The 12,856-nt window shown below is 60.6% G+C and carries 9 protein-coding genes and 1 pseudogene; 5 read left to right on the top strand and 5 right to left on the bottom strand.

Annotated features, from left to right (window positions below; all coding sequences use genetic code 11):
• Window position 1: 1 nt before the first annotated feature.
• Window positions 2-457, bottom strand: a complete 456-nt coding sequence (locus TU80_RS11885) for a DUF721 domain-containing protein (protein WP_017847108.1) — start codon at window positions 455-457, stop codon at window positions 2-4.
• A 294-nt stretch (window positions 458-751) separates the two neighbouring features.
• On the opposite strand from TU80_RS11885, the gene secA reads away from it, so the two are divergent.
• From secA to TU80_RS11870, 3 genes are all read left to right on the top strand, one after another.
• A complete protein-coding gene (secA, locus tag TU80_RS11880) occupies window positions 752-3,487 on the top strand; it encodes a preprotein translocase subunit SecA (RefSeq protein ID WP_017847109.1) in 2,736 nt (911 codons plus the stop codon).
• A 124-nt stretch (window positions 3,488-3,611) separates the two neighbouring features.
• The gene (gene argJ, locus TU80_RS11875) at window positions 3,612-4,829 is read left to right on the top strand and encodes a bifunctional glutamate N-acetyltransferase/amino-acid acetyltransferase ArgJ (RefSeq protein ID WP_026140046.1); all 1,218 of its coding nucleotides are present in this window, start codon (window positions 3,612-3,614) and stop codon (window positions 4,827-4,829) included.
• A 19-nt stretch (window positions 4,830-4,848) separates the two neighbouring features.
• Complete coding sequence (locus TU80_RS11870) at window positions 4,849-5,793, top strand: Nudix family hydrolase (protein ID WP_046382249.1); 945 nt, start codon at window positions 4,849-4,851, stop codon at window positions 5,791-5,793.
• Window positions 5,794-5,908: 115 nt separating this feature from the next.
• Here TU80_RS11870 and TU80_RS11865 read toward each other — a convergent pair whose 3' ends face one another.
• From TU80_RS11865 to TU80_RS11855, 3 genes are read right to left on the bottom strand one after another with little or no spacing between them, the layout of a single operon-like run.
• Window positions 5,909-6,487, bottom strand: coding sequence for a cob(I)yrinic acid a,c-diamide adenosyltransferase (locus TU80_RS11865; protein ID WP_017847112.1), 579 nt, complete (start codon window positions 6,485-6,487; stop codon window positions 5,909-5,911).
• A gap of 2 nt (window positions 6,488-6,489) precedes the next feature.
• Entirely contained in the window at window positions 6,490-8,526 is a 2,037-nt protein-coding gene (locus tag TU80_RS11860; protein ID WP_026140048.1) for a sensor histidine kinase, read from the bottom strand.
• A 46-nt stretch (window positions 8,527-8,572) separates the two neighbouring features.
• Entirely contained in the window at window positions 8,573-9,490 is a 918-nt protein-coding gene (locus TU80_RS11855) for a putative 2-dehydropantoate 2-reductase (protein ID WP_057004531.1), read from the bottom strand.
• Between the two features lie 123 nt (window positions 9,491-9,613).
• Here TU80_RS11855 and TU80_RS11850 point away from each other — a divergent pair, with 123 nt between their 5' ends.
• Both TU80_RS11850 and TU80_RS11845 read left to right on the top strand, forming a co-directional pair.
• Window positions 9,614-10,099 carry a YajQ family cyclic di-GMP-binding protein gene (locus TU80_RS11850; protein WP_017847115.1) on the top strand — a complete coding sequence of 162 codons (486 nt, stop codon included), beginning with the start codon at window positions 9,614-9,616 and terminating at the stop codon, window positions 10,097-10,099.
• Window positions 10,100-10,234: 135 nt separating this feature from the next.
• Window positions 10,235-11,077, top strand: coding sequence for a mechanosensitive ion channel family protein (locus tag TU80_RS11845; RefSeq protein WP_017847116.1), 843 nt, complete (start codon window positions 10,235-10,237; stop codon window positions 11,075-11,077).
• Between the two features lie 191 nt (window positions 11,078-11,268).
• Here the strand turns inward: TU80_RS11845 and TU80_RS11840 are convergent.
• Window positions 11,269-12,565: pseudogene (locus TU80_RS11840) on the bottom strand (OprD family porin).
• Between the last annotated feature and the right edge of the window lie 291 nt (window positions 12,566-12,856).

The raw sequence follows: 12,856 nt of genomic DNA, 5'->3' as shown, positions 1-12,856 counted from the left end.
ATCAGGCTTTGGGCTTGGCGTGCGCGGCGAGGCGTTCCAGCGCCGCGCGTAAACCCGGATCGCTGATGCCGTCGGCCGTTGCCTGAATGGTTTCGGCCGCATTCGCCGATAAATCCATGGTGTGCCCCGCCGCGCCTTGCGGAACGGTCGGCGGTTGCACCTTGAATTGGATACGCGTCAGGCTGGCAAACTCATCAAACGCCATCAATTGTCGCTGCAAGCGTTTTTGCTGATAGCGCAAGCGTGTCGCCCAATGGCCGTCTGTGACAATAAGCAGCAGGTTGCCCTCGCGCCACGAGGCGACATGGCAATGTTCCCGCGCTGCCGGTTGCAATTGGCTTTCAACCAGGCGTTGCAGGTGGCCCAGGCGTTGCGCATGGCTGAAGATGGCTTTCAACGGCTTGGCTTCGCGAAGCAACACGCTGGGCGCGCGGGCTGTAAGAGGGCGAAACGCCATGATCAGACACCTTAAGTAACAGAGCCGCCATCTTAGCAGAAAGCGCCTGTGGACCCCCAGGCAATGCATTGGCGGGGCTTTATCTGCGAAATCAATGCACTCCATGGGTTGAAGTTCCGGTAAAAGCCCTTATTTTAAATGGGCCCTCTCACGGGCTCATGCCTGCATTGGGGAACAACGCCACTTTCCTCACCCACGATTCCGGGTAGAATGCGCGTTCGCATGCGCCCGTGAGGGCCGCTCGGGCCACTCACGGTGCGCCCTCCATCCCTATGTGTGGAAGAACCTGCCGATATGTTTGCGCCTTTGTTAAAGAAACTTTTTGGAAGCAAGAATGAGCGCGAAGTCAAACGCATGCTCAAGACGGTGCAGCTGGTCAATGCCTTCGAAGAGCAGATGGTTGCCCTTTCGGACGAGCAATTGCGCGCCAAGACCGAAGAGTTCAAGGCCCGCATAGCCAAAGGTGAAACCCTCGACAAGTTGCTTCCCGAAGCCTTCGCGGTCGCCCGTGAAGCCGGTAAGCGTGTCATGGGCATGCGCCACTTCGACGTCCAGCTGATCGGCGGCATGACCTTGCATGAAGGCATGATTGCCGAAATGCGTACCGGTGAAGGCAAGACCCTGGTAGCGACCCTGGGTGTTTACCTCAACGCGCTGTCCGGCAAGGGCGTGCACGTTGTGACGGTGAACGACTACCTGGCCCGCCGTGACGCCAACTGGATGCGCCCGCTGTATGAATTCCTCGGCCTGACCGTCGGCGTCGTGACGCCGTTCCAGCCGCCGGAAGAGAAGCGTGCGGCCTATGCTGCCGACATCACCTACGGCACCAACAACGAATTCGGTTTCGACTACCTGCGCGACAACATGGCGTTCAGCATGGAAGAAAAATTCCAGCGCGAACTCAACTTTGCCGTGATCGACGAAGTCGACTCCATCCTCATCGACGAAGCCCGTACCCCGCTGATCATCTCCGGCCAGGCCGAAGACAGCTCGCGCCTGTACACCGAGATCAACAAGTTGATCCCGCGCCTGGAGCAGCACATCGAGGAAGTGGAAGGCGTGGTGACCAAAGAAGGTCACTTCACCATCGACGAGAAGACCCGTCAGGTCGAACTCAACGAAGCCGGTCACCAGTTCGTCGAAGACATGCTGACCCAGATCGGCCTGCTGGCCGAGGGCGAAAGCCTGTACTCGGCCCATAACCTGGGCCTGCTGACCCACGTGTATGCCGGCCTGCGCGCGCACAAGCTGTTCCATCGCAACGTCGAATACATCGTCCAGGACGGCCAGGTCGTCCTGGTTGACGAACACACCGGGCGTACCATGCCGGGTCGTCGTCTGTCCGAGGGCCTGCACCAGGCCATCGAGGCCAAGGAAGTGCTCAACATCCAGGCCGAAAGCCAGACGTTGGCTTCCACCACCTTCCAGAACTACTTCCGTCTGTACAACAAACTGTCCGGCATGACCGGTACGGCCGACACCGAAGCGTTCGAATTCCACCAGATCTACGGTCTGTCGGTTGTGGTCATCCCGCCGAACAAACCGCTGGCGCGTAAAGACTTCAACGACCTGGTGTTCCTGACCGCCGAAGAGAAATACGCGGCGATCATCAACGACATCAAGGACGGCATGGCCCAGGGGCGTCCGATCCTGGTGGGTACCGCGACGATCGAAACGTCTGAGCACGTGTCCAACCTGCTCAACAAGGAAGGCATCGAGCACAAGGTCCTCAACGCCAAGTTCCACGAAAAAGAAGCCGAGATCATCGCCCAGGCCGGTCGCCCCGGCGCACTGACCATCGCCACCAACATGGCCGGTCGTGGTACCGACATCCTGTTGGGCGGCAACTGGGAAGTGGAAGTGGCTTCCCTGGACAACCCGACTCCCGAGCAGATCGCCCAGATCAAAGCCGACTGGCAGAAACGCCACCAGGCGGTGCTGGAGTCCGGCGGCCTGCAGGTGATCGCGTCCGAGCGTCACGAATCGCGCCGTATCGACAACCAGCTGCGTGGTCGTGCCGGTCGTCAGGGTGACGCCGGTTCCAGCCGTTTCTACCTGTCCCTGGAAGACAGCCTGATGCGTATCTTCGCCTCGGATCGGGTGAAGAACTTCATGAAAGCCCTGGGCATGCAGTCCGGTGAAGCGATCGAGCACCGCATGGTGACCAACGCCATCGAGAAGGCCCAGCGCAAGGTCGAAGGCCGCAACTTCGACATTCGTAAGCAACTGCTCGAGTTCGATGACGTCAACAACGAACAGCGTAAAGTGATCTATCACATGCGTAACACGTTGCTGGCCGCCGACAACATTGGCGAGACCATCGCCGATTTCCGTCAGGACGTGCTCAACGCCACCGTCAGCGCACACATTCCGCCACAGTCCCTGCCAGAGCAGTGGGATGTTGCTGGCCTGGAAGCCGCGTTGAAGAGCGACTTCGGTGTCGACTTGCCGGTTCAGCAGTGGCTGGACGAAGACGATCACCTGTACGAAGAAACCCTGCGCGAGAAGCTGATGACCGAGCTGCTGGCCGCGTACAACGAGAAAGAAGAGCAGGCGAGTGCCGAAGCGCTGCGCACTTTCGAGAAACAAATCGTACTGCGCGTGCTGGACGACCTGTGGAAAGACCACCTGTCGACCATGGATCACCTGCGTCACGGTATCCACTTGCGTGGCTACGCCCAGAAGAACCCGAAGCAGGAGTACAAGCGCGAGTCGTTCACGCTGTTCTCCGAACTGCTGGATTCGATCAAGCGCGATTCGATTCGCGTGCTGTCCCACGTTCAGGTGCGTCGCGAAGACCCGGTCGAGGAAGAAGCGCGCCTGCGTGAGGAAGCCGAGGCACTGGCGGCGCGCATGCAGTTTCAGCATGAGGAAGCGCCAGGTCTTGAGGCGCCTGAGGTCTTGGGCGAAGAGGTCGATGTGGCCCTGGCTCAGACGCCGGTGCGCAACGAGCAGAAGCTGGGCCGTAACGAGTTGTGCTGGTGCGGTTCGGGCAAGAAGTTCAAACACTGCCACGGCGAAATCAACTAAGATTTTCGCCTGACGCTGCAACACCCCGCGCCGCGACCGGCATCAGCCGTCGCGGCGTTTTGCCATTAATTCCCACCGTCGAACGCGACGGCACAGACATCATCTATTTTTAAGGAGCGCATTCATGGCTGTTGGTCTTGGTCCTTTGCCCACATTGCACCCGGTTGCCGGTTTTGAACTCGGTATCGCTTCGGCCGGCATCAAACGCCCGGGGCGCAAGGATGTCGTGGTGATGCGCTGTGCTGAAGGCTCGACCGTCGCCGGTGTGTTCACCCTCAACGCCTTCTGCGCCGCGCCGGTGATCCTGGCCAAGCAGCGCGTGGCCGGTCCGATTCGTTACCTGCTGACCAACACCGGCAATGCCAACGCCGGCACCGGCGAGCCTGGCCTGGTCGCCGCCGCGCGGACCTGCGCCAAACTGGCACAACTGGCCGGCGTCGACGCCAGCCAGGTGCTGCCGTACTCCACTGGAGTGATCGGTGAGCCGCTGCCGGTGGAAAAAATCGAAGGCGCCCTGCAAGCCGCGCTGGATGACCTGTCTGTGGATAACTGGGCGGCCGCCGCCACTGGCATCATGACCACCGACACCTTGCCCAAGGGCGCGAGCCGTCAGTTTGTGCATGACGGCGTGACCATCACCGTCACTGGCATCAGCAAGGGCGCGGGCATGATCCGCCCGAACATGGCCACCATGCTTGGCTACATCGCCACCGACGCCAAAGTCTCCCGCGACGTGCTGCAGCGCTTGATGCTGGACGGCGCCAACAAGTCGTTCAACCGCATCACCATTGACGGCGACACCTCCACCAACGATTGCTGCATGCTGATCGCTACCGGCCAGGCCAACCTGCCCGAAATCACCTCCACCAGCGGCCCGCTGTTCGCCGCGTTGAAGCAAGCGGTGTTCGAAGTGTGCATGGATGTGGCCCAGGCCATCGTGCGTGACGGCGAGGGCGCCACCAAGTTCGTCACGGTTGAAGTCAACGGCGGCGGCAACCACCAGGAATGCCTGGATGTCGGTTACACCGTGGCGCACTCGCCGCTGATCAAGACCGCGTTGTTCGCCTCCGACCCGAACTGGGGCCGTATCCTCGCCGCCGTCGGCCGTGCCGGCGTGCCGGACCTGGACGTGAGCAAGATCGACGTGTTCCTCGGTGACGTGTGCATCGCCAGCCGTGGCGCCCGCGCCGAGAGCTACACCGAAGCCCAGGGTTCGGCGGTGATGCAGCAGGAAGAAATCACCATCCGCATCGAGCTGGGTCGCGGCGAGTGCAGCGAAACCATCTGGACCACGGACCTGTCCCACGAGTACGTGAAGATCAACGCGGAATACCGTACCTGAAGCCCGGAGGATAAACGCGGTGAAACGAGTGCATGTAGCAGCAGCGGTGATCCGCGGCGTCGACGGCAGAATCCTGCTGGCGCGCCGTGCCGATACCCAGCATCAGGGCGGCCTCTGGGAGTTTCCCGGCGGCAAGGTGGAGGCCGACGAGTCGGTCGCCACGGCGCTGTCCCGCGAGTTGCAGGAAGAGCTGGGCATCCAGGTCACCACGGCGCGACCGTTGATCAAGGTGCAGCATGATTACCCGGATAAGCAGGTGTTGCTGGATGTCTGGGAAGTCTCGGCCTTTACCGGCGAGCCACACGGCGCCGAAGGTCAACCCCTTGAATGGGTCGCGGCGCGTGACCTGCTCAACTATGAGTTCCCAGCGGCCAATGCGCCGATCGTTGCCGCCGCACGGTTGCCCGGCGACTACCTGATCACACCGGGCGAGCTGGAAACCGCGCCGCTGTTGCGCGGTATCCAGAAAGCCATCGCGGGCGGCATCAAGCTGGTGCAACTGCGCGCCCCTAACGGTTACGACCCCAAGTACCGTGACCTGGCGGTAGACGCCGTGGGCCTGTGTGCCGGCAAGGCGCAACTGATGCTCAAGGGCCCGTTCGAATGGCTGGGGGATTTTCCTGCGGCCGGTTGGCACATGACCTCGGCGCAACTGCGCAAATACGCAAGCAAGGGCCGACCGCTGCCGAAGGATCGCTGGTTGGCGGCGTCTTGCCATAACGCCGAGGAACTGGCGCTGGCGGAATTGATGGACGTGGATTTTGTCACGCTGTCGCCGGTGCAGCCGACCCAGACCCATCCCGATGCCCAACCGTTGGGTTGGGAACAGGCGGCAGAGCTGATCCGCGGGTTCAGCAAGCCGGTGTATCTGTTGGGTGGCGTTGGGCCTGCTGAGCGCGAGCAGGCATGGGATGCCGGCGCTCAAGGTGTGGCAGGGATTCGGGCGTTCTGGCCGCAAGATTGATCTAGCGTTTGTTGGCCTCATCGCGGGCAAGCCCACTCCCACATTTGGATTTGTGAACACCTTCCAATGTGGGAGTGGGCTTGCCCGCGATGGCGCCAGACCAGACACCTGATAATCAGTGGGGTTTGGCCGCCGCCTGCCACAAAATCTCCGCCACACCCTGGCGCTTGGCAATTACCCGCGCCGCCACAAACAGCAAATCCGACAGCCGGTTGATATACGCCAAAGCCACCCCCTCCAACGGTTCAACCGCATTCAGGTGCTGACAGCGGCGCTCGGCACTGCGTGCTGCGCTGCGGCACACGTGGGCCTGGGCGATCAGCGCTGAGCCACCGGGCAAGATGAAGTTCTCCAGCGCCCCGACCTCTTCGTTCCAGCGATCAATCGCTGCCTCCAGCCGATTCACCTCCGCGGCGTTCAGCGCTTTGTACACCGGCATCGCCAGCTCGCCGCCGAGGTCGAACAGACGATGCTGGCAAGGCGTCAGCACTTCGATCACGTCCTTCAGGTGCGGATGCTTGCCGCTTTGCTCTTCAAGGCCGGCCAGCAGCAAGCCCAACTGACTGTTCAACGTGTCGACTTCGCCGATGGCTTCCACCCGCGGGTGGTCCTTGGGCACGCGGCGACCGTCGCCGAGCCCGGTTTCACCCTGGTCGCCGGTACGGGTGTAAATCTTCGACAGGCGAAAGCCCATGATCAGTGCTCCAGTTGGGTAAGTTCAGCGGGGGACAATTGGCTGCCGGCCAGGGGCAGGCGCAACGTGAAGCAGGTGCCTTGGCCCAGGGTGGAATGCACTTCCATCTGCCCTTTGTGGTTATTGGTGATGATGAAGTACGACACCGACAACCCCAGCCCGGTGCCCTGGCCGATTTCCTTGGTGGTGAAGAATGGCTCGAAGGTGCGTTTGCGCACGTTCTCGCTCATGCCGATGCCGTTGTCTTCGACCTGGATCTCCGCCCAGGGCGGGTTGAGGCGGGTGCGCAGGATGATGCGCCCCGGCTCGCGGTCGTCTTCGCGCTGGTGAATGGCCTGCGCCGCGTTTTTCAGCAGGTTGAGCAGCACCTGTTCCAACTCGTTGGCGGTGCCGGGCACCGGGCCGAGCTGCGGGTCGAACTGGCGGATGATCGCCTGGCCCTTGAAGTCGAAGCCGATCGCCAGGTCAAAGTCGTTGCCGGCGATTTCCACCGCCTGGTCGATCAGCGCCGGCAAATCACACGGTGCCATCTGCCGATTGCTGCGCCGGCTGAAACTGAGCATGTGGGTGACGATTTTCGCCGCCCGCGCGCCGGCCTGCTGGATACCGTCGAGCAATTGTGGGACTTCGCGGCTTTGCAGGTAACGGTTGACCGTCTGCAGTTCGATGCCCACTTGTTCGGCGTGTTCCAGGTTCTTGGGCAGGTCGGGGGACAGCCGGCGGCGGATGTTCTGCACGTTATGCAGGATCGCCCCCAGCGGGTTGTTGATTTCATGCGCCATACCCGCAGCAAGGCCGCCGACGGAGAGCATCTTTTCCGACTGCACCATCATTTCTTCCAGGGACAGGCGCTGGGTGATGTCATCGATCCGGATCACCACACCGCGCCCGGCGCCGCCCATCAGCGGATAGAACGTCAGGGCGTAATGCTTGGATTCATCGTCCTTGACCCAGGTGACACGCTCGATGCGCTCCACCGTGTGTTGCTCGACCGTGGCCTTGATCTGCGGCAGATAGGGTTTGAGCGGTTGGAAAGCGAGGTAGATCGGCTGGTTCAGCGCTTCATCCAGGCGCGTGCCGGAAAGTGCGGTGGCTTCCTGGTTCCACTGGGTGACATAGAGCTGTTCATCCAGGGCGATCAGCGCCGAGGGCATCGAGTCGATGATGCTGTTGAGATAGTTCTGGAAGCCGGTGAGTTTTTTCTCGATCTTGCTGCGCACCTGGACTTCCAGCTCCAGCTTGCGGTTGGTATGGCGGGTTTCTTCGGCCAGGCCCTGTGCCTGGTCGTAAGCCGCCTGGGACTCATCGCGCGCGCGCTTGAGCTGCTGCTCGCGGGCCTCAATGCGCGACAGCATGGTGTTGAAGGCTTCGGCCAGGCTGCCGATCTCGTCATGGTTGCCACGGCCGGCGCGCAGGGCGTAGTTCTCTTCGCGGGTGACCTGGCGCGACAGCTCTTCCAGCTCATGGATCGGCCGGGTGATCAGGCGTTTGATCTGCCGGGCGATGACCAGCCACAGCAGTACGCTGAAAATCAGGATGCCCAGGCTCGCCGTCAGTGTGCCGGTATAGAACGCCACCGGTAGCTCACTGCTGGCCACCAGCAACAAATGCCCGGAAGGCTGGCCGGGGCGGGGCAGGGTGATGACTTGGTTACTGCGAAATTCGGTGAGGCGCCAGGCTTCGATATCCCGGTAGTTGCCCGGCAGGTGCAGGCGGTCGCCGTGTTGCATCTGCGCCAGGCGGTTGCCCTCGGCGTCGTACAACGCGGCTGCGCGCAGCGGCGAATAGCTGGTCAGCTCATTGAGCAGGGCGTCGGCCTTGGCCGGAGACTCAAGGGCTTCGGCGGCAAGCGCCGGGTTGGACACCAGCCGGCCAATCGCCTGCAGCGCCTGGGGCGCCATGCTCTCCTGGGAGATCCAGTAAGCGGCGCTGATAAAAGTCAGGTTGGCCACCAGTAACACAGTGGTCAGCAGCACCAGCAGGGCGGCCAGCAGTTTCTGCCCTACCGGTAGGTTTTCAAGACGCTGGCGCAGTGGCATCAGGGGTTTCACAGGTAATAGACGAGTGGGCAGGGTAGCGCGTGCCTCAGTCGCGGGGCAATCCGCGTGCAACCAGTTGGTCGACGAGGCGCGTGTACACCTGTTGCAGATGCGGCAGCGTCAGCCGATGCCGAGCGGCGGCCTGGCAGGCGTAGCCCAGCAGGTAGCTGATTTCGGTGCGCCGCGCGCTGGCCACGTCCTGGTACATCGAAGAGTAATTGGCCGCCGTGGCCTGGATCACCCGTTCCACTTCCGTCTGCAGGTCTTGCGCCGCTGCCGGCTGGCCGCAGCATTGCAGTAGCTCGGTGAGTTCGGCGCACAAGGTTGCGACTTCACACTGATGGGCTTGCAGGCCGCCATTGCGGCATTGGTACAGCACGGTCAGCGGGTTGATGGCGCAATTGAGTGCGAGCTTGCGCCACAGGCGCGTAAGAATGTCGCTGCTCCATTCGTGAGGGATGCCGGCGGCGCGCAAGTCGTCCAGCCACACCGGGGCCGTGGGGTGACTGGCGTCCCCCAGCCAGGTGTAGCCGTGGCCGGCAAACACCACGCGCCAATCGCCGTCGCGAAACGCGCCTTCGGTGCTGGAGGCAAAAATGCAGCGGGCCTGGGGATATTGCGCGGCGACGGCGTCCTGGCTGCCCAGGCCGTTCTGCAGCAGGATCAATTCGACGCCGGGCGCGAGACGCGATTGCAGGTGTGCGACGGCGCTTTGGGCGTCGTAGGCTTTGCACGCCACCAGCAGGCGATGGATCGGCTCAGGGCAGTCAGGCGTTTCGCCGAGTACCGGGTAAGTGTGCGCTACGCCGTGCTCCACCAGGGTCAGCCCGTCGGCCGCCTGGTAGCTGGCCAGGCGTGCCGCATCGCGCAGGATCAGCTTCACCGGCAGGCCGGCGCGGGCCAGGCGGGTGGCCCACAGCGTGCCGAGGCTGCCGGCGCCGAGAATATGCCAGGTGGTCGACATCAGTTTGTGCTCCGTAGGGTCGCTCACAGCGAATGGGGCGAAAGAACCGCTATAATGCCCCGGCATTTTAGCTTGGGCGCGCTCCATCTCTACTGAGCCCGCCCCTTATATTGGAGAAATGACATGCCTTCGTTCGACGTGGTATCCGAACTGGACAAACACGAAGTCACCAACGCCGTCGAGAACGCCGTCAAGGAACTGGACCGTCGCTATGACTTGAAAGGCAAGGGCAGTTTCGAATTCAAGGAAAAGGAACTGACCGTCAACCTGACCGCTGAAGCCGATTTCCAGCTGGAAGCGATGATCGAGATCCTCAAGCTCGCCCTGGTCAAGCGCAAGATCGACGTGCAGTGCCTTGAAGTCAAGGACGCCTACGCGTCCGGCAAGCTGATGAAGCAGGAAGCCGTCCTCAAGGAAGGCATCGACAAGGAACTGGCGAAGAAGATCGTGGCGCATATCAAGGACGCCAAGCTGAAAGTCCAGGCCGCCATCCAGGGTGAGCAGGTGCGCGTCACCGGCAAGAAACGTGACGACCTGCAAGAGGCCATCGCTGCCCTGCGCGCCAAGACCTTCGAGATGCCGCTGCAGTTCAATAACTTCCGCGACTGATGGCACTTTGGGGAACCTGCGGCCGTTTTTGACGTCCCACGCCCCAGAACCTGCGCCTGCCATTGAGCCCTTCGGGGCTCAATTGCGTTAGTGGGCACAAAAAACGCCGTACATCCGGCAAACAGGAGAATGTAGATGGATTTGAACGCTGAAGTGGATCACCTGATCAAGACCTCCCAGTCGTGGATCCCGATGATCATGGAATACGGCAGCCGGGTATTGCTGGCCGTGATTACCCTGGCCATCGGCTGGTGGCTGATCAACCGCCTGACCCACAGAGTGGGGCGTTTGCTGGCCATCCGTAACGCGGACCTGGCGCTGCAGCACTTCATCACCAGCCTGGCGAACATCGTGCTGAAGGTCATGCTGATCGTCAGCGTGGCCTCGATGATCGGCGTGGAAACCACCTCGTTCGTCGCCGCCATCGGTGCCGCGACCCTGGCCATCGGCCTGGCCTTGCAGGGCAGCCTGGCCAACTTCGCCGGCGGCGTGCTGATTCTGTTGTTCCGCCCGTTCCGCATCGGCGACTGGATCGAAGCCCAAGGTACGTCCGGTACCGTCGACAGCATCCAGATCTTCCACACCGTGCTGCGCACCGGCGACAACAAGACCGTGATCGTGCCGAACGGCATCCTCTCCAACGGCATCATCACCAACACCAACCGTCAGCCTACCCGCAAGGTGGTGTTTGATGTGGGGGTGGACTACGAGGCCGACCTGCAGAAAGCCCGCGAAGTGTTGCTGGAACTGGCAAAAGACCCGCGTGTATTGGCTGACCCGGCGGCAGTGGCCGTGGTTTCGACCTTGGGCGACAGTTCGATCACAGTGTCTTTGCGGTGCTGGACCAAGACGGCGGATTATTGGGACGTGATGTTCATGTTCAATGAACTGGCGCGTGATCGCTTGAAAGCGGCGGGGATCGATATTCCATTTCCGCAGCGGGTTATTCGGGTGATGCAGGAAACAGCGGCGAAGTAATGGGAAACACTGGCACTCAACTTGGCTGAAAGGTCAGGTTTAGTGCGGGCGCGTCAATCTCGTTAGTTAGCTTGCTAGTTATTTTGCTGATGAAATAATACTGCAATAAAAAAGCCGCTCCCTTGCATGCAGGGGAGCGGCTTTTAATTTAAGGCCGAAGCCTTAAGTCATCGTTGTAATCGAACTGGCAATTACAAGATGTTCAGCGGGTATTGCGCGATCAGACGCAGTTCGTCGATCGACGACGAACCGTAGTACACGCCGTCAGACGAGCGATAAGTCGCTTGGCGTACACGCAAGGCTCAGGTCTTTCGCTGGGCCGCTCTGGATCACGTACTTGGCTTCGATGTCGCGTTCCCACTCTTTGCCGTTCGACGTGGTGCCAGTGTTGGCGCCGCTACCGTTGACGTAACGAGTCATGAAGCTCAGGCCTGGCACGCCGAAGGTGGCCATGTTCAGGTCGTAGCGAGCTTGCCAGGATTTCTCGTCTTCAGCGTTGAAGTCGGAACGGGCGATGGAGTTGGCCAGGAAAACCGTGCCGCCGCCATCTATGCCGTAACCGTAGTCACCGTCACCGCTAACTTTCTGGTAAGCGAGGGTAAAGGTGTGAGCCTGGTAGGTGTAAGCGCCTTGCAGGCTGTAGGCACGGTTATCCAGTTTGGTGGTGTCGTCTTTTTCTGCGCGTTGCAGACCGGCACCGTCGCTTTTGGTGCTGTAGATGTTGAAGTCTACGGCCAGGGACTGATCAGCGCTCAGCGCATGGGTCCAGTTCACGTTGGCGTAAAGTTTCTTCCAGTAGTCTTCTACTTTCGAGTAGTAGAGGCTGGTAGTGAACTCTGGGGTCCACGCGTAGACACCACCGACGAAGTTAGCTTCCTTGAGGCCTACGTGGTTGCCAGGAAAGTCGGTAATACTGTCTTTGTAGGTTTGAGCTTGTGCAACGCTCGAGGTGAAGTGACCGGCTTCGAGCTTCAGGTCTTTGATCTCGTTGCTGGTGATCGAGACACCTTGCGGCAACTCAGGCAGCAAGCGGCTATCGTCGGAAGCGAATACCGGTGCGGTCGTGTACTGATCGCCGATCTTCAACACGGTATTGGAGAGACGGAATTTGACCGCCGCGCCGCCTTTAGAATAATCGTCTTGCGAACGACCATCCGAACCTGTTGGGAACAGACCAGTGCCAGCACGGCCCTTGCCGCTATCGAGCTTGAGGCCCAGCAGGCCGATGGCGTCGACGCCGACACCGATGGTGCCTTGGGTGAAGCCCGATTGGTACAGACCGTTGAAACCAAGACCGGTTTCTTCGCTGCGGCTTTGGCCGGAGTCATTGTTGCGTTTGTCGCGGCTGAAATACAGCGCACGGGTATTGATACTGAAAGTGCTGTCTTCAACGAAGCCCTTGGCATCGTCTTGGGCAGACGCCATTGCGAACTGCGAGGTGCCTGCTGAAACAGCCAGGGCGATCATGCTCCACTTCATCACGCGCATCGTGATTTGCTCCTTTGGTTTTAGGAAGAGTACTGCCGTCCCACCTGTATTTTTATCTGGGCGGCTCTTTCTTTTTTTGTGTCCGCGTAAAGTTATATCACGCTGACTCTAATGACGATACTTACCCATCTTTCCTTTCAGCTTCTTTACGAGGCTGTCGTGAATTGCTAGGTCCATGTCGCAAATTCACAGTCCGAATGTTACCGAACTGACAACTTCAATGCTGTTTTCCAACCCTTTTCTAAGTTTGAATGCATCCTTGATACGCATTGACTCGCTAGTGTTCTTATC

It is taken from the genome of Pseudomonas veronii, assembly GCF_001439695.1.
GTDB lineage: Bacteria > Pseudomonadota > Gammaproteobacteria > Pseudomonadales > Pseudomonadaceae > Aquipseudomonas > Aquipseudomonas veronii.
This window is presented reverse-complemented; position numbering and strand designations above follow the sequence as displayed.